Consider the following 23229-nt stretch of genomic DNA (forward strand, 5'->3'; position numbering starts at 1 on the left):
GATCGCGCGGTTCTCCCGCGCGCGAGAACACCCAGGAGCGGCTATGAGCGCTGTGACCCCCGCTGGAGGCGACACCGCGGCGGGCCGTTCCTGGCCCGCCGTGCTGAACGCGCTGCTGTCCGGGCACGACCAGGACGCCGGTGCCACCTTCTGGGCGATGGACCAGATCATGCGCGGTGAGGCGACGGACGCGCAGATCGCCGGATTCGTGGTGGCGCTGCGGGCCAAGGGGGAGACCGTCGAGGAGATCACCGGTCTCGTCGAGGCGCTGTACGAGCACGCCAAGGTGATCGAGGTGTCCGGGAGGACCGTCGACATCGTCGGTACGGGCGGGGACGGCGCCAGGACGGTCAACATCTCCACGATGTCGTCGATCGTCGTCGCCGGTACGGGAGCGAAGGTCGTCAAGCACGGCAACCGGGCCGCGTCGTCGGCCTCCGGGGCGTCCGATGTGCTGGAGAAGCTGGGCGTGAATCTGGAGCTGACGCCGCAGCGGGTCGCCGAGGTCGCCGAGGAGGCCGGGATCACCTTCTGCTTCGCGGTGAAGTTCCATCCGGCGCTGCGTCATGTGGCGGCCGCGCGCGGTCAGTTGGGCATCAGGACCGTCTTCAACGCGCTCGGGCCGCTGGCCAACCCCGCGAAGGTACGGGCCCAGGCGGTCGGTGTCGCGGACCCCCGTATGGCACCGATCATGGCCGGCGTCTTCGCCGAGCGCGGCAACTCCTCGCTCGTCTTCCGAGGGGACGACGGGCTGGACGAGCTGACGACCACGGCGACCTCGCGGGTGTGGGTCGTGCGGGACGGCAAGGTGACCGAGGAGGGCTTCGACCCGCGTGACGTGGGTTTGGAGCTCGTGCCGGTGGAGGCGCTGCGGGGGGCCGACGCGTCCTACAACGCGGATGTCGCGCGGCGGCTGCTGGGCGGGGAGACCGGTCCCGTGCGGGACGCGGTGCTGCTCAACTCGGCGGCGGCGCTGGTGGCGTTGGAGCCGTCGTCCGCGTCGCTGGCGGAGCAGTTGCGGGCTGGGATGGCCAAGGCCGCGGAGTCGATCGATTCCGGGGCGGCGCGGGGAGTTCTCGAGCGGTGGGTCGCGGCGACGAACCGGTAGTTGCGGCGGGTGGGCGCGGGTGCGTGGGCGGGTGCGGCCCGGTGGGGCTTCTCGCGCAGTTCCCCGCGCCCCTAAAAGACCAGGCCCCTGCGGGCCTGAAAAGCACGGGGCGCAGCCCCGGCTTTTCAGGGGCGCGGGGAACTGCGCGAGAAGCCCCACCGGACCCGCACTCGCAGACGAAACACGCACCCCCGAGCTATCAGGCGCCATCCCGCGATCCGGACACGAGTTGCGGCACGCCGATCACTTCACGTACGTTCCTGCTCAGGTCATGAGTGACAGCCCATAGCCCCGGCTGGCTGTCCGGCAACCCTCCTTCCGTGGCGGGGTGCCCCGGGTGAAGACCGGGCCGTAGGCAGCGAGGTCTACGGCAAGCGCGGCTTCGAGGGAGTCTTCCGTGAGCAAGCGAATGCGATAGGGCCGCCGAGCCCCGCCTCCGCGCACCCTTTTCTCTTCTTTTCGCATGCCTTCCTTCCGCATGCCTCCTCACGGGAGTCCCGCCATGTCTGTCTCCACCCTTGCCGCCGACCAGTCCGTTTGTGCCCCGCTGCCCGTTCTGGGCCGGGATGTCACCGTCCCGCTCGTCACCGGCGGCGAGGTCAGCTACGCCGCGCTCGACTACGCGGCCAGTGCCCCGGCCCTGCAGCGCGTCTGGGACGACGTGGCGGCCTACGCGCCCTACTACGGCAGCGTCCACCGCGGTGCCGGCTACCTCTCCCAGCTGTCGACGGACCTCTTCGAGAACTCCCGCAGGACCGTCGCGGAGTTCCTCGACTGCCGGGCCGAGGACCAGGTCGTGTTCACCCGGTCGACCACCGACTCGCTGAACCTCCTGGCCGCGGCCCTCCCCACCGACTGCCAGGTCTTCGTCTTCGAGACCGAGCACCACGCCTCCCTGCTGCCCTGGCGTAAGGCGCGGGTGACGTACCTGGACGCGCCCCGGACGCCGGAGCAGGCCGTCACCACCCTGGAGACCGCGCTCGCGGGACGCGACCCGCACGGGCCCGCGCTGGTCTGCGTCACCGGTGCCTCCAACGTCACCGGCGAGATCTGGCCGGTGCGTGAGCTGACCGCGGCCGCGCACGCGCACGGCGCGCGCATCGTTCTCGACGCCGCCCAGCTGGCACCCCACCACCCCCTCTCCGTACAGGAGTTGGACGTGGACTGGGTCGCCTTCTCCGGCCACAAGCTGTACGCGCCCTTCGGGTCGGGCGTGCTGGCCGGCCGCGCCGACTGGCTCGCCACGGCCGAGCCGTACCTCGCCGGCGGCGGCGCCTCCCGCAAGGTGACCCGCCGCACCGACGGCGGTCTGGACGTCGAGTGGCACGAGACCGCCGCCCGGCACGAGGCCGGCTCGCCCAACGTCATCGGCGCCTACTCCATCGCCTCCGCCTGCAAGGCCCTCACCGAGGCCGGGTTCGACACGCTGGTCGCGCGTGAGCGGCACCTGATCGACACCGTGCGCGCCGGACTCGCCGAGGTGCCCGAGGTGCGGATCCTCTCCCTCTTCGGGGACGACGCCCCGCGCGTCGGCGTCATCTCCTTCGTCGTCGAGGGCTGGAACAGCTCCCACTTCGCCGCCGCCCTCTCCGCCGAGTACGGCATCGGCGTACGCGACGGCCTCTTCTGCGCCCACCCCCTCGTCCGCACCCTCCTCGGCAGCGACCCGCAGACCCAGGGAGAGTGCGGCGCCCCCGAGGCCGCGCCCGGCGAGCGCTCCCTCAACGCGATCCGGGTGAGCTTCGGCGCGGGGACCCCCGACGAGCACGTGGAGCGGTTCGTCGGCGCGGTGAAGGAACTCGTACGGGACGGCGCGAAGTGGAACTACCGCACGGAGGACGGGCGTTGCGTCCCGGCCGTCTGACGTTCGGCCGTCTGACGTTCGGCCGTCAGACGTTCGGCCGTCTGACGTTCGGCCGTCTGACGTTCGGCCGGATGACGGTCGGTTGTCCGACGGTCGGTTGTCCGACGGTCGGCCGTCTGAGGGTCGGTCGTCCGGCTGCCCGCCGTCACCCGCGCGCCCAGCACGATCATCCGTAGGGCCCGTTCCGTGGCGTCCGTGAGGAGTTCGCTCGCGCGGACCATGGCCTCGGCGAGGGCCATCGGCGCGGGCAGGATGCCGGTGTACGCGTCCACGCCGGGCACCTCGTGCGCGCCCTCGCCGAGGGTGCCCGCGAGGGCGAGGACCGGGCGACCGTGCAGCTTGGCCCGGCGGGCCACCTCGGCGGGGACCTTGCCGCGCGGTGTCTGGTGGTCGAGGGCTCCCTCGGCGGTGATGACCAGGTCGGCGCGGGCGAGCCGGGCGTCGAGGTCCAGATGGCCCAGCAGCACCTCGAAGCGGGGGAGCAACCGGGCCCCCAGGGCGGCCAGTCCGGCCCCGAGACCGCCGGAGGCGCCGGTGCCGGGGCCGTGCCGGAGATCGATGCCGGCCGGGGTGTCGGGCAGGTCGCGGGTGAGGACGTGAGCCCAGTTCTCCAGGGCCGTGGAGAGCCCCTCGACCTGTTCCGGCGTAGCCCCCTTCTGCGGGCCGAAGACCCTGGCGACTCCCCGTTCCCCGCACAGCACGTTGAACGGGTTGCAGGCGACGAGCAGCTCCACTTCCTTCAGGCGGGGGTCCAGGCCGGCCGGGTCGAGTCGGTCCAGTCGAGACAACTCCCTTCCGCCCGGCGGTAGTTCGACGCCGTCCGCATCCAGGAGCCGCGCCCCCAGCGCCTGGAGCGCACCGGCCCCGCCGTCCGACGTACCGGAGTCGCCGCAGCCGACCAGGATCCGCCGTACGCCGGTGTCGAGCGCGGCACGGATCAGTTCGCCGACGCCGTACGTGGTCGTCGCGCCGGGGTCGCGCAGGGTGGGCGGGACGAGGGAGAGTCCCGCGACCGCGGCCATCTCCACCACGGCCGTCTCCGTCGTCGCCGGGTCGCGGGAACCGATCAGGGCGAAGTGGGTCTCGACCGGTTCGCCGACCGGGCCCGTGGCATGCCGGGGGACCAGACGGCCCCCGGTGGCGGCGGCCAGCGCTGCGGCGGTGCCTTCGCCGCCGTCCACCAGAGGGATGAGGTCCACCTCGGCGTCGGGCACCACCCGGCGGACGCCTTCCGCGATGGCGTCGGCGGCGGCCTCGGCCGACAGGGACTCCTTGAAACCACTGGGGGCTACGGCTACTCGGTTCAGCATGCTGCTCAGGGCTCCTGGGGAGTCGATGGGACGTGAGATCGAGAGGTGCGCCGGGGGAGGGACGTCACGGAGTCAGCGGTACGCCCACCAGCGGCCACACCGCCACCGCGAAGAGCAGGACCAGGGCGGCGGTCAGCGGCGCCAGGACGGCGGAGAGGCGGAGCAGGTCGCGCGGGGTGTAGGTGGGCGTGCCGGGGAGGTCGGCGAAGAGGGCGACCGGCTTGGCGGAGGCCGGGAGGGTGTGGCAGAAGCCGGCCGCGGCGGTGGAGGCCAGCGCGGCGGCGACCGGGTTGACCCCGGCCCCCACCGCCGCCGCGACCACCAGCGGCACCAGCACCGACGACCGCGCCGACCGGGACTGCAGCACCAGGTGCGCGGCCGTGCTCAGCGCCACCACCACCGCCAGGAAGACCGGTGGGGTGAGCCCCGAGGGCAACCCCGAGACCAGCCACTTCGCCGCTCCCGAGTCGCTGAGCGCCACGCCCATCGCCATCGTGGCGGCCATGAAGAGCAGCATCGACCAGGGCACGGTCCTCAGCGCGTCCTTCAGCCGCACGGTGCCCAGCGCCGGCGAGGACGCGACGACCGCCCCGATCAGCGCGACCACGGCCGGGGGGACCCGGTGCAGCGGCTCGCTGCACCACAGGACCACGACCGTGGCCAGCAGCAGGGCGCAGCGCGACTCCGTGGGCGACCACGGGCCGGCCACCGGCCGCTCGCTGTGGAGCTGGATCTCCTCGACCGTGACGCGTACGGCGCCTCGGCGGTCCTCGCGCCGGGTCGTCGTCAACAGCACGGCCTCGGCCGCCAGATGGGATGACACGATCGCCAGCGGCAGCCCCAGCAGCAGCCACTCGGTGAAACCGATCCGGTCGCCGGTCGCCTCCCACAGCACCGACACGGTGATCAGATGTGCTCCCGCGCCGATCAGGGTCGCCACCGCGGACAGCAGGATCACGGTGGGGAACAGCAGCGCGAGCATCACGACCAGTCGTCTCCGGTCGGCCAGCGCCTTGGCGAGGGCCAGGAACACGGGCAGCGCGAGGGCGGCGCGGCCCGAGGTGGCGGGTACGGCGAAGGCGGTCACCACGAGTGCCGCCGTCGTCAGGTGCGTCAGCTGTCGTACGGTGCGCGCGCCGCTGACCAGGAAGGCCGCGGCCCTTCCCGCGAGCCCTGTCCGGGTCACCGCCGCGGCCAGGACGAACGCGCAGATCAGCAGCCACACGGTCGAGTCGCCGAGGGTGCCGAAGAGGGTGTCGTCGCTGATCACTCCCGTGACGGTGAGGGCGAGACCGGCGCCGAGGGCGATGTAGGTGTCGTCGATGGCGGTGCCGATCCACGCGCAGGTCGCCAGCGCGAACACCGCGAGGGTCAGGCGGGCCTCGCCGCCCAGGCCGACGAAATTGCCGGGCACCGCGAGCAGGGCGCAGAGGGAGAGGGCCACGCAGAGGGAGGCGGCGAGACGGAGGTTCAGGGTCACGTCATCAAGGGTTCGGTCGGGGGGTGAGTCCTTGATGAGTCGTTCATGAAGGAAACTTCACGTCGTGGTCCGGCTGCCCGTCCGGCTGCCCGCGGCCTCAGGGGGCTGCCGCGGGCAGCCGGTAGCCCATTCCCCGCACGGTCTCCAACTGTGCGGCCCCGAGCTTCTTCCTCAGTGCCCGTACGTACACGTCCACGATGTTCGAACCCGGATCGAAGTCGTACCCCCACACATGGGACAGGATCTGCTCCCGGGACAGGACCTGGCCGGGGTGGCGCAGGAACAGTTCCAGCAGGACGAACTCCCGCGCGGTCAGGTCCACCAAGCGGTCCCCGGCGCGCGCCCGCCGGGTCCGCAGGTCCAGGGTCAGCTCGCCGCTGCGCAGCATGGTCACCTCGGGCGCCCGCGCGGCCGTGCGCAGCCGGAGACGGACCCGCGCGAGCAGTTCCTCGAAGCGGAACGGCTTGGTCATCCAGTCGTCGGCGCCGCCCTCCAGACCGGCCACGGTGTCGCGTACGGAGTCGCGGGCGGTCAGCACGATCACCGGGACGGTCACCCGGGCCTCGCGCAGCTCGCGCAGGACGGTGAAGCCGTCGCGGCCGGGGAGTCCGATGTCGAGGACGATCAGGTCGAAGCCGCCGGTCAGGGCGTACTCGTAGGCCGCGTCGCCGTCGCCGACCACGGTCGTGGTGAAGCCGCCCGCGCGCAGGCCCTTCTCCACGAACGAGGCGATGCGTTCCTCGTCCTCGACGATGAGAATGCGGTTCACGGCAGGGCCCCTTCGCCGTCGTCGCGCCGGGTGCGCGTGGTCATGTGTGTGCCTCCTCCAGGGTCAGGACGAAGGTGGCGCCGCCGCCCTCGGTCGGGTGCAGCCGGACCCGGCCGCCGTGGGCCTCGGCGATCGCGCGGACGATCGACAGACCGAGTCCGGCGCCGGAGCCGCGGGCGCCGCGCCGGGCCGTGCCCCGCCGGAACCGCTCGAAGATCACCTCGGTGTCCTGCGGCTGCACCCCCGGCCCCGAGTCGACGACGTACAGCTCGATCGACCCGCCCTCGGCGCGGGAACCGATGCGGATGATCTGGCCGGTGGTGGTGTGCTGCACGGCGTTCTGGGCGAGCTGGACCATCGCCTGGGTGATCCGCTGGGGGTCCAACTCGGCCTCACGATCGGCCACTTCGGCGAGCTGCCAGTCGCGGTCGCCGAGGGTGCGGGCCTTGACGTAGACATCGGCGGTGAGTTCGGCCAGCTGGACCGGTTCGGGGCTGACGAAGTCGGGCCGTTCGGCCTTGGCGAGCAGCAGCAGGTCCTCGACGATGCGGCTCATCCGGTCCAGTTCGTCGGTGACCAGCCGGACCGTCTCCTCGCGCTCGGCGGGATCGTCGCCCATCAGCTCCAGATGGCCGCGCACGATGGTGATGGGGGTGCGCAGCTCGTGGCCCGCGTCGTCGACGAACTCCCGCTGTGCGGCGAACGCGCGTTCCAGCCGGTCGAGCATCGCGTTGAACGTCTCGGCGAGCGCGGCCACGTCGTCCCGGCCGTGCACCGGGATGCGCCGGGTGAGGTCCTGCTCGGTGAGCTGGGCCGCGGCGGACCGCACCAGCCGTACGGGCTTGAGGATCCGGCCCGCGACCACCCAGGCGATACCGGTCGTCATCAGCAGGGCGACCCCGGAGATGGCGAGGAGCACCCGGAACACCTCGTCGGCGCGTTCCTTCTCGCCCGCCGGATGGAAGGCGACGACGAACGCCGCGTCCGCCGAGGCCCCGTACCGGGCCACCTCCACCTTCGCCCAGCGGATCTCCCCGGCGGACCGTTCCAGGGTTCCCGAGGAGCTGGGCGAGTCGAAGATCCTCTGCTGGGCGTCGGCGTCCTTGTACAGCGGCAGCGCGACGGCGATCTCCCGCTGCTGTCTGAGCCATCGGGGGGACTGTCCGCTGCGGCCGACGAGCCCGATCAGTTCCTCGTCGAGGTCCGCGTTCTGCCGTTGCAGGAAGACGGTCAGCAGCCGGGCCGGCTCGGTGAAGGGCCGCCCGGTCTCCGGATCGACGCCCTCCTGCTGGAGGTTGGTGAACTCCCCGGCCTCCTGCGCGAGCAGGTCGTTGACGCGCTGCTCCACGTCCCGCAGGAGGATCGACCGCGTGGTCGTCGCCACCGAGGCCAGCGCCACGGTCATCACGAGCAGCAGCCACAACAGGATCCGGACCCGCGCCGAGACCCGTCCGCGCGGTCGGTCAGCCGTCGTCACCGGGGCCGTCGTCGGCGTCGTCCCGGCCGTCCTGCTCGGAGGCATCGTCATCGTCGTCACTCGCGGAGCTGTCGGTCACCGGGGGCCGCGACACGACCTCGTCACTGGGCGTCGCCTTCGGCCGCGAGGGCGTGGGGCTCGGCGACCCGCTCTCCAACTCCACCTTCGACGGCACCCTCGGCGCCTCGGGGCTGTCGGTCAGGGCGAAACTGGTCGCGGCGATCCCGAGCGGAATCGCCACGACGGCGGCGAGAGCCGCGATCCGGCGAGAGAAGACCATGGAGACGATCCTGCGGAGCGGACCCGTCGGCGCGGATGAGGGCGAGATGAGGACATCTTCATCTCGGCACGGCCTGTGGGCGCTCAGCCGTCCAGTCCGATGGCGAACGCGGCCTCCAGATCGTGCTGTGAGTACGTCCGGAACGCCACATGCGTGTCGGTGCCCAGCACGCCGGGGATCTTGCTGATGGACCCGGGGATCACATCGGCCAGGTCGTCGTGGGCCTTCACCCGGACCATGGCGACCAGGTCGTAGGTGCCGGTCACCGAGAACACCTCGCTCACGGATTCGAGCGCGGCGATCGACTCCGCGATCTCCGGGATCCGGTCCACGCTGGTCTTGATGAGCACGATCGCGGTGATCACGGCTGTTTCTCTCCCTCGGGGGCCGGAGCTGGGACGTCCGACGGAACATCCACGGGCGCTTTCACTCTAGCCCCACGCCCGTAACGCCCCCACGCGTAGACGAACCCCAGTCCGAACCCCACCAGATGCGCGAGATAGGCGACCCCCGGCCCCGAGGTCTGCCGCCCGGCGGCCAGCCACTGCAGGCTCACCCAGAACGGCAGGGTCACCCACGCCGGGAACCGCAACGGAAGAAAGAAGAGGAAGGGCAGAAGGCTCGTCACCCGCGCCCGGGGGAACAGGAAGAGAAACGCGCCGAGGACCGCCGAGATCGCCCCCGACGCGCCGACCAGCGACTGCGGCGACCCGGCGTGCGCCGCCGCGTACGCCACCAGCGCGAGATAGCCGCAGCCCACGTAGAAGAGGGCGAACTCCACATGGCCCATGCGTTCTTCGGCCATCGCCCCGAAGACGAAGAGGAAGAGCATGTTGCCGAGCAGATGCAGCCAGCTGCCGTGGACGAAGAGAGCCGTGAGGGGGGCGAGCGCCGCACGCGGGGGGCCGTGGAACAGCTCGGCGGGGACGACGCCCCAGCGGCGGAAGTACGCCCGCTGCGCGGCGAGCAGCTCGTCGCCGGTGCCGTACACGGGGTTGAGGCCAGCCGCCGGTCCGACCAGGAAGATCGCACAGCAGACGGCGATCAGCCCGTACGTCACCGGCGCCGACTCGTTTCGTACGGCCCGGGCGGCCGAGGTGCTCCACTTGCCGATCATGAGCAGAGCATGACGTAACAGGACCCACCCGCACAGACCGCCTCGCCGCCGACGGTGAGGGGCCCCGCCCCCGCGGGCAATCCGCGCCGCCACCGCAGGCGAACAGGCGTCCAGGACCGGTCAGGCCGTAGGGTTACGAGCCACACGCACCGGGAGCCGGTGCTTCACGGAGACTGGAAGAAGGAAGAGCAGCCACGATGACGGTTCCCCTGCCGACGGACACCACCCGCTGGCGCTGCACGCTCTGTGGCAACCTCACGCGGTTCGACGTGACCCGCTCGTCGAAGGTCGTCGAGTACGTTCACCTCGACCTCGCCGGGAAGCCCGAGGTCGAGGAGCGCAACGTGGTCAGTGAGACCATCGAGTCGGTCCGTTGCCGCTGGTGCAACGCCGTGGACCAGGTGGAACTCGTGGACAGGCCGGGTGCCGGCTCCTGAGGGAGTGGCTCCGCACAGACATTGGGGTGACGGATGGTGGAGAGCTCAGGCGGGGGGCCGGGCGACGGCGCCGCTGAGGTGCTCGACCGTCCGCTGCCCGAGGGTGTCCGCAAGCGCGTCGTGCAGATCGTCTCCGACGGCTTCGGCGGGCTGACCGTCGCCGAACTGCCCGCCCAGCTCAGGCAGTACGCCCGGTTCGCCCCGAACCGCCGGGTGAAGTTCGCCGGCAACGCGATGGCGGCCGCCGTGGAGAGCGACACGCTCTTCAGACAGCGGATCGGGGAGCGGTTCCGGGAGGCCCACCCGGAGCTGGCCGGCGCCCTCGACACGGGCGCGCCGCCCCCGGCCGCGGACCCGCTGGACGTGGCGGCCGCGGCCTACGTACTGCGCCCCACGGGCTGGGTGAAGCTGGTCGCCGCCGCCGGCGAGGAGGCCCTGCGCGCGGACGCCGAGCGCGCCGACGAGGAGAGCCGGGCCGAACTGGAGCGGCTGCGCGAGCAGCTCGCCGAGGCCCGCGGCCACACGAAGGCCGAGACGGAACGGCTGCGCGCGGAGCTGGAATCGGCCAGGAAGGACGCCGACTCGCTGCACCGCAAGCTCCGGGCCGCCCTCAGCGACGTCAAGCGCGGCGAGGCCGCCCTGCGCAAGCTGCACGCCGAGATGGAGACCCTGCGCGCCGAGGGCCACGCCCAGGTGTCCGCCGCCGAGAGCGAGACCCGGCGGCTCAAGGCCCGGCTCGGCGAGGCGGAGGCCGCCCTGGAGGCCACCCGGCGGGCCGCCCGCGAGGGCCGCAGCGTCGAGGACATGCGGGTACGGCTGCTGCTGGACACCGTGCTGGACGCGGCCCAGGGCCTGCGGCGGGAGCTGGCACTGCCGCCGATCTCCGTACGGCCCGCCGAGACCGTGGACGCGGTCGAGCCGGGCCGGATGACCCCGAAGGACATCGCCGCCCGCGCGCTGTCGGAGAACGACCCGGCCATCCTGGACCAGTTGCTGGCGCTGCCGCAGGCCCATCTCGTCGTCGACGGCTACAACGTCACCAAGACCGGCTATCCGCAGATGCCGCTGGAGAAGCAGCGGCTCCGGCTCCTCGGGCAGCTCTCCCAGCTCGCCGCGCAGACCGGCGCCGAGGTGACCTGTGTCTTCGACGGGGCGGAGCTGGCCGCGCCCGTGCTGCTCGCGCCGCCGCGCGGCGTGCGGGTGCTGTTCTCCAAACCGGGTGTCACGGCCGACGAGTTGATCCGCCAGCTGGTGCGCGCCGAACCGCCCGGCCGGCCGGTCATCGTCGCCTCCACCGACCGTGAGGTGGCCGACGGGATCGCCAAGGCGGGGGCCCGGCCGGTCGCCTCCGCGGTGCTCCTCAAGCGCCTTTCGTGACCTTATGGCGCCCTGTGCGCCAAGGGTAACGTACGCTCGCTATGCCCGAATTGACGGAACTGTTGCGCAACGTAGCGTCAACCGAGCGCTACCGCATGTGCGTTGAGTGTAAATTGTGCGCCCTGGGACGGGATTTTTCCTGTGGGGGATTTGAAGTGATCACCATTGGGTCACTAGGGTCTGGGCTCAAACCTCTGAACGGGTGATCGTCGCCGGAGTCCCCGCCGGTCGGTCGCTCACAAGAAGGAGTTCACCTACCGTGGCGTCCCACCGTCGACCCAAGCAGCCGAGCCGTGCGCGTGTGACCGTGCTCACCTCTGCCGCCGCCGCTGCCGTGGCCCTGAGCTCGCAGGCCGCCAATGCCGCGCCCGCCGAGAAGCCGAGCAAGGACGACGTCCAGGCGAAGGTCCACAAGCTCTACGAGGACGCCGGGCGGGCCACCGACAAGCTCAACGGGGCCGAGGAGAAGCAGGAGAAGCTCGAAAAAGAGATCTCCACGATCCAGGACAACGTCGCCAAGGGCCAGGAGGAGCTCAACGAGCTGCGTGAGGGCATAGGCCTGGCGGCCAGCGCCCAGTACCGCTCGGGCGGCATCGACTCCTCGATCCAGCTCTTCCTCTCCGCCGACCCCGACGACTACCTGGACAAGGCCGCCACGCTCGACCAGCTGACCGGTCAGCAGGTCGAGGCGCTCAAGAAGATCCAGGAGAAGCAGCGCACGCTCGCGCAGCAGCGCCAGGAGGCCACGGAGAAGCTGGAGGACCTCGCGGACACCCGCGAGACCCTGGCCGACAAGAAGAAGGAAGTCCAGGGCAAGCTGGCCGCCGCGCAGAAGCTCCTCAACACCCTGACGGCCGAGGAGAAGGCCGCCCTGGACGAGCAGGAGACCCGCGCCAGCCGCGACGCCGGGGAACGCGTCGACCTCGGCAACGAGGCGCCCGCCTCCAACTGGGGTGCCGCCGCCCTCGCCGCCGCCGACACCCAGGTCGGCAAGCCCTATGTCTCCGGCGGCAGCGGCCCCAACTCCTACGACTGCTCCGGGCTGACCCAGTGGGCCTACGCCCAGGCCGGTGTCTCGATCAGCCGGACCACGTACACCCAGCAGAACGACGGCACGAAGATCGGCCGTGACGCACTCAAGCCGGGCGACCTGGTGTTCTTCAACGACCTCGGCCACGTCGGCCTCTACGCGGGCAACGGCATGGTCCTGCACGCCCCGTACCCGGGCAAGGTCGTCCGCTACGAGTCGATGAGCACCATCGGCAGCTTCCAGTTCGGTGTCCGCGTCGCCTGACACCCGTTTCGCCACCGACAGGGCCGATCGTCACACTCTGTGACGATCGGCCCTGTTTTTCTTCAAGATCAGGACACAGTGCCGCCCGAACGGGCGAATTCCCGCACCTCGTGCTGACCCCTTCCCCCGCTGGTGACCTGGGTTCCAGGTCGGGCGTCACGCTGTGTTGTCGCCAAGGTCTTTGGCTGGGGCACCGTCGCGCGGCTACTGTCGGCCGCGCTTCCCTCACTCGCCGTGAGCGCACCCCCTCGGGGGCGTGCCCGGCCCCGGGGGAGGTCTCTGTCCACCGTCGAAGGGAGTGCGGCTTCCCGTGGTGTCCCACAGTCGCCTTGTACCGTCCGGGTTCGACCGGGGCGCGGCCGCCGCCCTCGGTGTGCTGTCCGCCGCTGCCGCCGCCCTCGGCGCCATCCCCGTCCAGCAGGCCGCCGCCGCGCCGCACGACAACACCCGCGCCGAGGTGGACCGGTTGTACGAGGAGGCCGAGAAGGCCACCGAGGCGTACAACAAGGCCGACGAGCGCGCCGACGCGCTGCGTGAGCAGATCGGCACCGCACAGGACTCGATCGCCCGGCAGCAGGACCGCGTCAACGCCATGCGGGAGTCGCTGGGTTCGCTCGCCGGAGCCCAGTACCGCTCCGGCGCCGTCGATCCGTCGATCACCCTGCTGTTCTCCGAGAACCCCGACGACTACCTCGACCGGGCCGCCGCCCTGGACCGCATCAGCGCCCACCAGGCGGGCGAACTCCACGACCTCCAGCAGGCCATGCGCGAACTCGACCAGAACCGCGCGGAGGCCGGCGACAAGCTGACCGAGCTGGAGAAGAGCCGCAAGGCCGTCGCCCGGCACAAGCGGAGCGTCGAGGGCAAGCTCGCGGCGGCCCGGCAGCTGCTCAACTCCCTCCCGGACGAGGAGCGCGCCGAGTACGACCGCGCCTCCCGCTCCACCGCCTCGGGCCGTACCGACATGCCCGAACCCTCCGGCGCCGTCGCCCCCAACGGCCGCGCGGCCGCCGCCGTCGCCGCGGCCCGCTCCGCCCTCGGCAAGCCGTACGTGTGGGGTTCCACCGGCCCCGACGGCTTCGACTGCTCCGGCCTCATGGTCTGGTCGTACGGGCAGGCCGGTGTCGGTCTGCCCCGTACCTCGCAGGCCCAGCGGTACGCCGGCACGCAGGTCCCGCTCTCCCAGGCGCAGCCCGGCGACCTGGTCACCTACCGGCCCGACGCCAGCCATGTCGGCATGTACGTCGGCAACGGACAGGTCATCCACGCCCCCTACCCGGGCGCCCCGGTCCGCTACGACCCCGTCGGCATGATGCCGGTCGCCTCGGTCACCCGCCCCTGACCGCTTCGGCTCCCGGCCGCCGCAGGGCGGCCGGACCCCCGTACGATCGGGAACGTGGCTGGTCGAAGGCGCACGACGCGTTCCCGGTCCGGGTCGGGGGGCCGGCGCGGGCTCCCGGGACGCGGAGGCGTCCCCTCGGCCCTCGCCCTCGCCCTCCTCGTCGGCTGCGGTGGCAACGCGGCCCCGGACGCCGCCCGCGCCGACGTCCAGCGGATGCTGGACCGGCGGGCCGCGGCGGTCCTGGAGCGGGACGGGGCGGCCTACCGTGCCACCGAGGCGCCGGACTCCTCCGTCGCCGGTCAACTGGCCACCGGGGCGGCCGAGTTCGCCAACCTCCGCGGTCTGCCGCTGTCCTCCTGGTCGTACGAGCTCAACTCCTTCGACCGCTCCGGTGACCGGGCCACGGCCGAGGCGGCCCTGCGCTACGGCATCCGCGGCTACGACAAGGCGCCCGTCACCGCCGTACGGACGCTGACCCTCGTCCAGGATGCCGACGGGACGTGGCGGGTCGCCGCCGACGAGCCCTCGACGAAGGGCACCGAACAACTCTGGGAGCAGGGGCGGATCATCGCGGTACGGGGGCAGCGGAGCCTCGTGCTGGGGGTCGGGCGGTCGGCGGACCTCCTGCGGGCGTACGCGGCGCTGGCGGACCGTGCCGTGCCCGCCGTGACGGAGGCGTGGGGCGAGGACTGGGCACGACGGGTCGTGGTCGTCGTACCGGAGTCGCTGGACGAGATGGCGGGGCTGCTGGGGGCGCCCGCGTCCGGGTACCGGGGGATCGCGGCGGTCACCACCGGGGAGGCGGGGGGCTCGGCGAAGGCACCGGCCGACCGGATCGTCGTCAACCCGGACGCGTACGCCGTCCTCGGCGACTTCGGCAAGCAGGTCGTCCTCACCCACGAGACGACCCACGTCGCCACGCGCGCCCACACCAACGCCGCGACCCCGCTGTGGCTCTCCGAGGGCTACGCGGACTGGGTCGGCTACCGGGGCACCGGCCGCACGGCCTCCGAGGTGGCCCCGGAGCTCCGGCGTGCGCTGGCGGAGGGACGGCTCCCGGCCGCCCTCCCGGCCGACACCGACTTCGGCTTCGCCGACGACCCCGGGAGACTCGCCCAGGCCTACGAGAGCGGCTGGCTGGCCTGCCGCCTGATCGCCGACCGTTGGGGTGAGGTCCGCCTGGACGAGTTCTACCGGGCGGTCGGGGCGCACGGGGAGCGGGAGGGGGCGGTGGAGGGTGCCTTGGAGGAGGTGCTGGGTACGTCGGTCGAGGCGTTCACGGCGGAGTGGCGGGAGTACGTTCGGGTGCAGCTGGGTTGAGAGTGGGGGTGGGGGTGCGTTGGGTGCGTTGTCGGGTGCGGGTGCGTGGGGGCTGGTCGCGCAGTTCCCCGCGCCCCTAAAAGCCCAGGCCCCGCGGGCCTGAAAGGCGACGGCCCTGCGGGTCTGAAAAGCATGGGGCGCAGCCCCTGCTTTTCAGGGGCGCGGGGAACTGCGCGAGAAGCCCCACCGGACCCGCACCCGACAACGCACCCCACGCATCCCCACCCTCAGGAACCCAACCGCTCCTTCGCACGCTCGGCCCGCCCCGGGGCGCGCCCCCCACCACCGTCTCCCGCCACAATGCGAACGCCGCCAGGAGCGCCGCCAGGACGAGGAGGCCGTTGCGGACGAAGAGGAGCGTGACGCCCAGCCAGTCGCTGGCCACGACGTGGCCGAACCAGATCGGGAACTCCAGGACGGTCACGAAGGACGCCACCAGGACCATGACCGCCGGGGGCCCCATACGGCTCGCCCGGAAGCAGAGACAGACGGCGGCCAGGCCCACCAGCCACACCATGTACTGAGGGCTGATCACCCGACTCGTGGCCGTGAACATCAGGACCCCCACGAACGCCGCGTCCGCGAGGGTGTGCGGCGCGAACCGCCGCGCCCGCACCCGCCACAGCAGCAGCCAGGCGAAGGCCACCCCGCTGAGGACCAGGGCCGCGTCGCTGACGACGTCGACGTGCGGGCCGAGGAACTCCACCGAGCCGTAGTTGAGCAGTACCTCCCCCTCCCAGCCGAACTGCCGGGCCACATGGAACACCAGCGCGCCCAGCGACTCCACCTCGGTGCCCCGGTCGCGCTGGAAGGTCAGGAAGGCGAAGGCGCCGGGCATGGCCAGGGCGAAGCCGGCCGCCAGCGTGAGGCCGGTGGCCGCCGCCCAGGCCCAGGCGGCGCGCCGGCGGGCGCCCAGGAGCAGCAGCGCCGGCCACACCTTCAGCAGGGCCGCGAAGGCCGTCAGCGCCCCCATCGCGCGCGGATGGCGGCTGCCGGCCAGGAGCGCCGCGACCGCGACCGCCGTCACCATCACGTCGTACCGGGCGTACACGGTCGGACCCAGCAGGGGCAGGCCCGCCACCCACACCCGCGCGCCGCGCCAGGTCTTCCCGGGACGCGCGCCCGCGTACAGCAGCAGGGCGAGCACGGCCAGGTCGGCGAGGAGGGCGAGGACGAAGAAGGCCGACGCGTAGTCCAGGAAGGGCAGCAGCGCGGGGGAGAGGATCGCCAGGGCGGCGGCGGGCGGGTACTGCCAGGTGACGTCGTCCAGGGGATACGTTCCCGCACGCAGGGTCCCGTACCAGCCCTGGTAGATCACCGAGACGTCGCCGGTGACGTCCGGCCCCGGGAACACGAACACCTTGAAGACGAAGAGCAGCAGGAGCAGCCGGGTCGCGCCCCAGAGGGTGAGCAGCCCGAACGGGAGCCGTCGCGAGCCCGTCATGTCCGTCTGAGCCACGTGAGTCCCTGTCCGTCCGCGCGCTGGTTCGTGTTGGTGAGGGACATGATCCCCCGCCGGGCTGTGAGGCCGCCGTGCAGCATGGCCGGGGCGGGTGGGCGGGGGGCCGTTCGGTAGGGTCGGCGACGATGCACAAGACCCTGATCGTGACCAACGACTTCCCGCCCCGGCCCGGCGGCATCCAGGCGTTTCTGCACAACATGGCGCTGCGGCTGGACCCCGAGCGCCTCGTCGTCTACGCGTCGACGTGGAAGCGGAGCCGGGAGGGCGTGGAGGCGACGGCCGCCTTCGACGCCGAGCAGCCCTTCACCGTCCTCCGTGACCGGACGACCATGCTGCTGCCGACACCCGCCGTCACCCGCCGCGCGGTCTCGTTGCTGCGCGAGCACGGCTGTACGTCGGTGTGGTTCGGTGCGGCGGCCCCCCTCGGCCTGATGGCTCCCGCGCTGCGCCGGGCGGGCGCGCGGCGGCTGGTGGCCACCACGCACGGCCACGAGGCGGGCTGGGCGCAGCTGCCCGCCGCCCGGCAGCTGCTGCGGCGCATCGGCGAGGGCACGGACACGATCACCTACCTGGGCGAGTACACCCGCTCCCGGATCGCCACGGCCCTCACACCGGACGCGGCCGGGCGGATGGTCCAGCTGCCGCCCGGCGTCGACGAGAAGACCTTCCACCCGGGCTCCGGCGGCGCCGAGGTCCGCGCCCGGCTGGGCCTCACCGACCGCCCCGTCGTCGTCTGCGTCTCCCGGCTGGTGCCGCGCAAGGGGCAGGACACGCTGATCCGGGCGATGCCCGGCATCCTCGCGGCGGAGCCCGAGGCGGTGCTCCTGATCGTCGGCGGCGGACCGTACGAGAAGGAGCTGCGCCGGCTCGCCCACGAGAGCGGGGTCGCCGGATCCGTCCGCTTCACCGGCGCCGTCCCCTGGTCCGAGTTGCCCGCCCACTACGGCGCCGGTGACGTCTTCGCCATGCCGTGCCGCACCCGCCGGGGCGGTCTGGACGTCGAAGGGCTGGGGATCGTCTACCTGGAGGCCTCCGCCACCGGTCTGCCCGTCGTCGCGGGCGATTCCGGCGGCGCCCCCGACGCCGTGCTCGACGGCGAGACCGGCTGGGTCGTACGGGGCGGCTCCTCGACGGACACCGCCGAACGCGTCGTCACCCTCCTCGGCGACCCGGAGCTCCGGGCCCGCATGGGACAGCGGGGACGGGAGTGGGTGGAGGAGAAATGGCGCTGGGACCTCTTGGCGGAAACTTTGAAAACCCTGCTGTAGGTCCGTAGGGGCGCGGGGAGCCGCGCGACCAGCCACAAGACGACCGGAACTCGCCTTTCAGGATCACCCGGCGCCCCGGTAGGAGCTCCCGGTCGGACGCGGCCTCTAGTCGGAGCCCGAAAATCCGCACATGCTGCGCACATGACAGCAAAACTGATGCAACGTCAGCTGACGAGACGTCACATACTTGGTATGGCCGCGCTCCAGACCGCGGCCGCCCTCGGCCTCACCCGCATCGATCTCCGGTCCGCGCACGCGGTCGAGCCCGACGCCGTCGACAACGCCCCGGCGATCGTCATCGGTTCCGGTTACGGCGCCGCCGTGGCCGCCCTCCGGCTCGGCCAGGCCGGCATCCGCACCCTCGTCCTGGAGATGGGCAAGGCCTGGAACACGCCCGGCTCCGACGGCAAGATCTTCTGTTCGACCAGGGAACCGGACGAGCGGTCCATGTGGTTCAAGACCCGGACCGAGGCCCCGCTCGCCACGTTCCTCTGGCTGGACGTCGTCAACCAGGACATCAGCCCCCACCCCGGCGTGCTGGACCGGGTCCGCTACGCCAACATGTCGGTCTTCCTCGGCCGGGGCGTCGGCGGCGGCTCCCTCGTCAACGGCAGCATGGCCGTCACCCCGCTGCGGTCGTACTTCGCCGAGCAGTTCCCGACCGTCGACACCGCCGAGATGTACTCGACGTACTTCCCGCGCGCCCGCGCCATGCTCGGCGTCAACACCATCGACCCCGCGTGGTTCGAGTCCACCGAGTGGTACCGCTTCAGCCGGATCTCCCGGGCCCACGCCGAGAAGACCGGCCTGAGGACCACCTTCGTGCCCAGCGTCTACGACTTCGGCCACATGCAGCGCGAGGCCGCCGGCACGGCGACGAAGTCGGCCCTCGCCGGAGAGGTCATCTACGGCAACAACCACGGCAAGAAGAGCCTCGACAAGACGTACCTGGCCGCCGCCCTCGGCACCGGCAACGTCACCCTCCACACCCTGGAACGGGCCAGGGGCATCCGCCGGCTGAGCGACGGCACGTACGTCGTCACCGTCGACCGTATCGACGGCACGGGCACGGTCGTCGAGACCAAGGAGTACGGCTGCACCTACCTGTTCCTCGGCGCCGGCAGCGTCGGCACCACCGAACTCCTCGTCCGCGCACGGGCGAAGGGCACCCTCCCCGCGCTGGACACGAGTGTCGGCGCCGGCTGGGGCCCGAACGGCAACGTGATGCTCGGCCGGGCCAACCACCTGTGGGACACGGTCGGGGCGAACCAGTCGACCATGCCGGTCATGGGCATCGACGACTGGGCCAACACCGCCAACCCCGTCTTCGCCGAGATCGCCCCGCTGCCCACCGGCCTCGAACACTGGGTCAGCCTCTACCTGGCGATCACCAAGAACACCGAGCGCGCCTCCTTCACCTACGACGCCGCCGGCGACTCGGCGAAGCTCGGCTGGAGTGCCGCCCAGAGCGCGGTCTCCTCGTCCATGGCCAAGAAGCTCTTCGACCGGATCAACTCCGCCAACTCCACGATGTACCGGTACGACCTGTTCGGCTCGTCCAACAAGGTGTTCGCCGACGACTTCACGTACCACCCGCTGGGCGGCTGTGTGCTGGGGAAGGCGACCGATGGCTACGGGAGGGTGAAGGGGTATTCGAAGCTGTACGTCACCGACGGCTCGCTGGTGCCCGGCTCGATCGGGGTGAACCCGTTCGTCACGATCACCGCGCTCGCGGAACGCACGATGGCGCGGGTCCTCGTGGAGGACACCGCGCCATGACCGTCGTACGCGTCTGAACTACTTCTGGTAGATCGCCTCGATCTCGTCCGCGTAGTCCTTCGCCACCACGTTGCGCTTGAGCTTCAGGGACGGCGTCAGGTGGCCCGACTCCTCCGTGAACTGGGAGGACAGAATGCGGAACTTCCGCACCGATTCCGCCTTCGACACCGCGGCGTTGCCGTCGTCGATCGCGGCCTGGACGGCCGCGTTCAGATCGGCGTCCGCGCACAGCGACGCCGCGGTGGAGCCCGCCGGCTTGCCGTGCTCGGCGGCCCAACGGCCCAGGAACTCCTCGTCGATGGTGACCAGCGCGCCGACGAACGGCCGTCCGTCACCCACCACCATGCACTCCGCGACCAGCGCGTGGGCGCGGATACGGTCCTCGATCACGGCCGGGGCGACGTTCTTGCCGCCCGCGGTGACGATGATCTCCTTCTTGCGGCCGGTGATCCGGAGATAGCCGTCCTCGTCGAGGGTGCCGATGTCACCGGTGTGGAACCAGCCGTCGGCCAGCGCCTCCTCGGTCGCGCCCGGGTTGTTCCAGTACTCCTTGAACAGGTGCTCGCCGTGCAGCAGCACCTCCCCGTCGTCCGCGATCCGGACGACGGATCCCGGCAGCGGCTGCCCGACCGTACCGATCTTCTGCCGGTCCCAGGGGTTGAACGCGGTCGCCGCACAGGACTCGGTGAGGCCGTAGCCCTCCAGGACCGTGAAACCGATGCCCCGGAAGAAGTGGCCCAGGCGCTCGCCCAGCGGGGCGCCGCCCGAGATCGCGAACTCGCCCTTGCCGCCCAGCACCGCGCGCAGCTTGCTGTAGACGAGCTTGTCGAACACCTTGTGCTTGATCTTCAGGCCGAGGGCCGGGCCCGACGCGCTGTCCAGCGCCTTGCTGTACGCGATCGCCGTGTCCGCGGCCTTGTCGAAGATCTTGCCCTTGCCGTCCGCCTGCGCCTTGGCCCGCGCCGAGTTGTAGACCTTCTCGAACACCCGCGGCACACCGAGGATCAGCGTCGGACGGAAGGAGGCCAGCTCGTCGGTGAGGTTCTTGATGTCCGGCACGGTGCCCAGCTTGATCGGCGCCATCATGGGCGCGACCTGCACGAGCCGTCCGAAGACGTGCGCGAGCGGGAGGAAGAGCAGGACCGAGCACTCGCCCGTACGGAACAGGGGCCGCAGCCGCTCCACCACGTTCCCGCACTCGGCGAAGAAGCTGCGGTGGGTGAGCACGCAGCCCTTCGGGCGGCCCGTGGTGCCGGAGGTGTAGACGATGGTCGCCGGGTCGTCGGCCTTCGCCAGCGAACTGCGCTCGTCGACGGCCGCGTCGGTGACGTCCTGGCCGAGGCGGCCCAGCTCCTCCACCCCGCCGCCCTCGATCTGCCAGACGTGCTTCAGCGCCGGCAGCCGGTCGCGCACCGACTCGACGGCGGCCGTGTGCCCGTCCAGCTCCACGATCATGGCGGTCGCGCCCGAGTCGGCGAGGATCCACTGCACCTGCTCCGGCGAGCTGGTCTCGTAGATCGGCACGGTGACCGCGCCGGCCGTCCAGATCGCGAAGTCCAGCAGGGTCCACTCGTAACGGGTGCGGGACATCAGGCCGACCCGGTCGCCCGGCTGGACCCCGGCGGCGATGAGCCCCTTGGCCGCGGTGCGCACCTCCGCCAGGAACTGGACGGCGTTCACGTCCTGCCAGGCGCCGCCCACCTTGCGGGCGATCACGGCGACATCGGGATGCTGCGCGGCGTTTCTGCGGACGATGTCGGTCAGATTGCCGTCCGTCGGGACCTCGTACAAAGCCGGAAGGCTGAACTCGCGCAAGACTGCTGCTCCTCATAGGGCGCCGGCGCCACGACTCTGTGTTGCTGCGACGGTGCGGTCCAAGGCTGGGCGAGCGCTCAGGTCCCGCGTGGTTCCTTGGGTCTGACTGGTTGAAAACCTGAGCACAACTGGACTGCCCGGACGTTACCCGTCGGTATGGCCTCTCCGCGAGGGGGGTCCGGTGAGATGTTCTCCGCGTCACACATGGGGGCTCTCCCCGGGAAGAATAATCCTCTCACTTGCTGACTGGCCAGTAACCGCACGTGCGACCGGCTCTGTTCACGTATGCCGCACACGCCTACGCTTGATCGTCATGGCACGCACACCGGACGGTAACGGCAGAACGCGCATTCACGTGGTCAGCGACGTGCACGGCAACGCGCACGACCTGGCCTCGGCGGGTGAGGGCGCCGACGCCCTGGTGTGCCTGGGCGATCTCGTCCTCTTCCTCGACTACGCCGATCACTCCCGCGGCATCTTCCCCGACCTCTTCGGCGCCGAGAACGCCACCCGGCTCGTCGAACTGCGCACCGCCCGGCGGTTCGAGGAGGCGCGCGAACTCGGGGCCCGGCTCTGGGCCGGCGTGGGCGAGGACCGCTCCGCCGTGATCGAGCGGGCCGTCCGCAAGCAGTACGCAGAACTGTTCGCGGCCTTCCCCACACCGACGTACGCCACCTACGGCAACGTCGACATACCGAAACTGTGGCCCGAGTACGCGGGCCCGGGGACGACCGTGCTCGACGGCGAACGGGTGGAGATCGGCGGCCGGGTCTTCGGCTTCGTGGGCGGCGGTCTGCGCACCCCCATGCGGACCCCCTACGAGATCAGCGACGAGGAGTACGCGGCCAAGATCGAGGCGGTGGGAGAGGTGGACGTGCTGTGCACGCACATCCCGCCGGAGGTGCCCGAACTGGTCTACGACACGGTGGCGCGCCGATTCGAACGGGGAAGCCGCGCGCTGCTGGACGCGATCCGCAGGACCCGCCCCCGGTACGCGCTGTTCGGGCACGTCCACCAGCCGCTGGCCCGGCGGATGCGGATCGGGGCGACGGAGTGCGTCAACGTCGGGCACTTCGCGGGCAGCGGGAAGCCGTGGGCGCTGGAGTGGTGAACGCCGGGTGGGGTGCCAAGGGTTCGGCGGGCGCGCGGTAGCCTTCACGCTGCACATACGTGCGCACCCACCTCCCTCACCGGACAGTCCCTGGAGGAGCCACGGCGATGGCGGAATTCACGAGTTCGAGCATCACGATCGAGGCTGCGGCGGCAGACGTCATGGGAGTGATCGCCGACTTCGCCCGCTACCCGGACTGGACGGGCGAGGTGAAGGAGGCGGAGGTGCTTCAGACCGACGCCCAGGGCCGCGCCGAGCAGGTCCGGCTCGTCATGGACGCGGGCGCGATCAAGGACGACCAGACGCTGGCGTACACCTGGAGCGGGGCGAACGAGGTCTCCTGGACCCTGGTCAAGTCCCAGATGCTCCGCTCCCTCGACGGCTCCTACATCCTCAAGCCGGTGAGCGACTCGGTGACCGAGGTGACCTACCAGCTCACCGTCGACGTCAAGATCCCCATGCTCGGGATGATCAAGCGCAAGGCGGAGAAGGTCATCATCGACCGGGCGCTGGCGGGCCTGAAGAAGCGGGTGGAGTCGGGGGCGTAGCGCTGCGCCCGCCGGGGCGGCGCGCTGCGCCGGGTCGCGGTGGCGGGCCGTCCTGGCAGGTCGCGCGGTTC

20 protein-coding genes and 1 riboswitch are annotated in these 23229 nt (G+C 71.6%); of the genes, 11 read left to right on the forward strand and 9 right to left on the reverse strand.

Annotated elements, in window-relative coordinates; all coding sequences use genetic code 11:
- The first annotated feature begins 43 nt into the window (after positions 1 to 43).
- Positions 44 to 1108 carry an anthranilate phosphoribosyltransferase gene (trpD, locus tag RM704_RS22505; protein WP_033528175.1) on the forward strand — a complete coding sequence of 355 codons (1065 nt, stop codon included), beginning with the start codon at positions 44 to 46 and terminating at the stop codon, positions 1106 to 1108.
- Positions 1109 to 1375: 267 nt separating this feature from the next.
- A riboswitch (SAM riboswitch) is annotated at positions 1376 to 1491 on the forward strand.
- 119 nt (positions 1492 to 1610) lie between these two features.
- Positions 1611 to 2972 carry an aminotransferase class V-fold PLP-dependent enzyme gene (locus RM704_RS22510; RefSeq protein ID WP_033528174.1) on the forward strand — a complete coding sequence of 454 codons (1362 nt, stop codon included), beginning with the start codon at positions 1611 to 1613 and terminating at the stop codon, positions 2970 to 2972.
- Here the strand turns inward: RM704_RS22510 and RM704_RS22515 are convergent.
- The 7 genes from RM704_RS22515 to RM704_RS22545 all read right to left on the reverse strand — a co-directional run bounded on the left by RM704_RS22515 (position 2933) and on the right by RM704_RS22545 (position 9405).
- Entirely contained in the window at positions 2933 to 4282 is a 1350-nt protein-coding gene (locus RM704_RS22515) for a glycerate kinase family protein (RefSeq protein ID WP_078937184.1), read from the reverse strand. The two genes, RM704_RS22510 and RM704_RS22515, sit on opposite strands and share 40 nt — an antisense overlap.
- A gap of 64 nt (positions 4283 to 4346) precedes the next feature.
- Entirely contained in the window at positions 4347 to 5762 is a 1416-nt protein-coding gene (locus RM704_RS22520) for an SLC13 family permease (protein WP_033528173.1), read from the reverse strand.
- Between the two features lie 97 nt (positions 5763 to 5859).
- Positions 5860 to 6531, reverse strand: a complete 672-nt coding sequence (locus RM704_RS22525; RefSeq protein ID WP_033528172.1) for a response regulator transcription factor — start codon at positions 6529 to 6531, stop codon at positions 5860 to 5862.
- Between the two features lie 40 nt (positions 6532 to 6571).
- Positions 6572 to 8008 carry a sensor histidine kinase gene (locus tag RM704_RS22530; protein ID WP_078937183.1) on the reverse strand — a complete coding sequence of 479 codons (1437 nt, stop codon included), beginning with the start codon at positions 8006 to 8008 and terminating at the stop codon, positions 6572 to 6574.
- Positions 7995 to 8288: a hypothetical protein gene (locus tag RM704_RS22535; protein WP_033528171.1), complete on the reverse strand. Its 294-nt coding sequence runs from the start codon at positions 8286 to 8288 to the stop codon at positions 7995 to 7997. The genes RM704_RS22530 and RM704_RS22535 overlap by 14 nt, the downstream gene beginning before the upstream one ends.
- Before the next feature lie 83 nt (positions 8289 to 8371).
- On the reverse strand, positions 8372 to 8653 hold the full coding sequence (locus RM704_RS22540; protein WP_033528170.1) for an Lrp/AsnC family transcriptional regulator: 282 nt from the start codon (positions 8651 to 8653) through the stop codon (positions 8372 to 8374).
- Complete coding sequence (locus RM704_RS22545; RefSeq protein ID WP_033528169.1) at positions 8650 to 9405, reverse strand: rhomboid family intramembrane serine protease; 756 nt, start codon at positions 9403 to 9405, stop codon at positions 8650 to 8652. Before RM704_RS22545 ends, RM704_RS22540 begins: the two co-directional genes overlap by 4 nt.
- Before the next feature lie 197 nt (positions 9406 to 9602).
- Between RM704_RS22545 and RM704_RS22550 the strand changes: the two genes are divergently transcribed.
- The 5 genes from RM704_RS22550 to RM704_RS22570 all read left to right on the forward strand — a co-directional run bounded on the left by RM704_RS22550 (position 9603) and on the right by RM704_RS22570 (position 15175).
- Positions 9603 to 9842, forward strand: a complete 240-nt coding sequence (locus tag RM704_RS22550; RefSeq protein ID WP_033528168.1) for a hypothetical protein — start codon at positions 9603 to 9605, stop codon at positions 9840 to 9842.
- 33 nt (positions 9843 to 9875) lie between these two features.
- Entirely contained in the window at positions 9876 to 11219 is a 1344-nt protein-coding gene (locus RM704_RS22555; RefSeq protein ID WP_033528167.1) for an NYN domain-containing protein, read from the forward strand.
- Between the two features lie 259 nt (positions 11220 to 11478).
- Positions 11479 to 12513, forward strand: coding sequence for a C40 family peptidase (locus tag RM704_RS22560; protein ID WP_033528166.1), 1035 nt, complete (start codon positions 11479 to 11481; stop codon positions 12511 to 12513).
- 310 nt (positions 12514 to 12823) lie between these two features.
- Entirely contained in the window at positions 12824 to 13855 is a 1032-nt protein-coding gene (locus RM704_RS22565; protein ID WP_033528165.1) for a C40 family peptidase, read from the forward strand.
- Positions 13856 to 13909: 54 nt separating this feature from the next.
- Positions 13910 to 15175: a Cif family virulence factor gene (locus tag RM704_RS22570; protein WP_033528164.1), complete on the forward strand. Its 1266-nt coding sequence runs from the start codon at positions 13910 to 13912 to the stop codon at positions 15173 to 15175.
- A 76-nt stretch (positions 15176 to 15251) separates the two neighbouring features.
- Here RM704_RS22570 and RM704_RS22575 read toward each other — a convergent pair whose 3' ends face one another.
- On the reverse strand, positions 15252 to 16619 hold the full coding sequence (locus tag RM704_RS22575; protein ID WP_078937182.1) for a glycosyltransferase 87 family protein: 1368 nt from the start codon (positions 16617 to 16619) through the stop codon (positions 15252 to 15254).
- A 143-nt stretch (positions 16620 to 16762) separates the two neighbouring features.
- Between RM704_RS22575 and RM704_RS22580 the strand changes: the two genes are divergently transcribed.
- Together RM704_RS22580 and RM704_RS22585 are read left to right on the forward strand one after the other, a co-directional pair.
- Complete coding sequence (locus RM704_RS22580) at positions 16763 to 17905, forward strand: glycosyltransferase family 4 protein (RefSeq protein ID WP_033528163.1); 1143 nt, start codon at positions 16763 to 16765, stop codon at positions 17903 to 17905.
- Between the two features lie 156 nt (positions 17906 to 18061).
- Positions 18062 to 19684: a GMC oxidoreductase gene (locus RM704_RS22585; protein WP_498076438.1), complete on the forward strand. Its 1623-nt coding sequence runs from the start codon at positions 18062 to 18064 to the stop codon at positions 19682 to 19684.
- 18 nt (positions 19685 to 19702) lie between these two features.
- On the opposite strand, the gene RM704_RS22590 is transcribed toward RM704_RS22585, so the two are convergent.
- Positions 19703 to 21499, reverse strand: a complete 1797-nt coding sequence (locus tag RM704_RS22590; protein WP_033528161.1) for an AMP-dependent synthetase/ligase — start codon at positions 21497 to 21499, stop codon at positions 19703 to 19705.
- 355 nt (positions 21500 to 21854) lie between these two features.
- Here RM704_RS22590 and RM704_RS22595 point away from each other — a divergent pair, with 355 nt between their 5' ends.
- Both RM704_RS22595 and RM704_RS22600 read left to right on the forward strand, forming a co-directional pair.
- Entirely contained in the window at positions 21855 to 22610 is a 756-nt protein-coding gene (locus RM704_RS22595) for a metallophosphoesterase family protein (protein WP_033528160.1), read from the forward strand.
- Between the two features lie 107 nt (positions 22611 to 22717).
- Positions 22718 to 23158 (forward strand): SRPBCC family protein, encoded by a 441-nt coding sequence (locus RM704_RS22600; RefSeq protein WP_033528159.1) that lies wholly within the window; start codon positions 22718 to 22720, stop codon positions 23156 to 23158.
- Positions 23159 to 23229 lie beyond the last annotated feature (71 nt).

The sequence above is a fragment of the Streptomyces gottesmaniae genome, from assembly GCF_031845845.1.
GTDB classification, from domain to species: domain Bacteria; phylum Actinomycetota; class Actinomycetes; order Streptomycetales; family Streptomycetaceae; genus Streptomyces; species Streptomyces akebiae.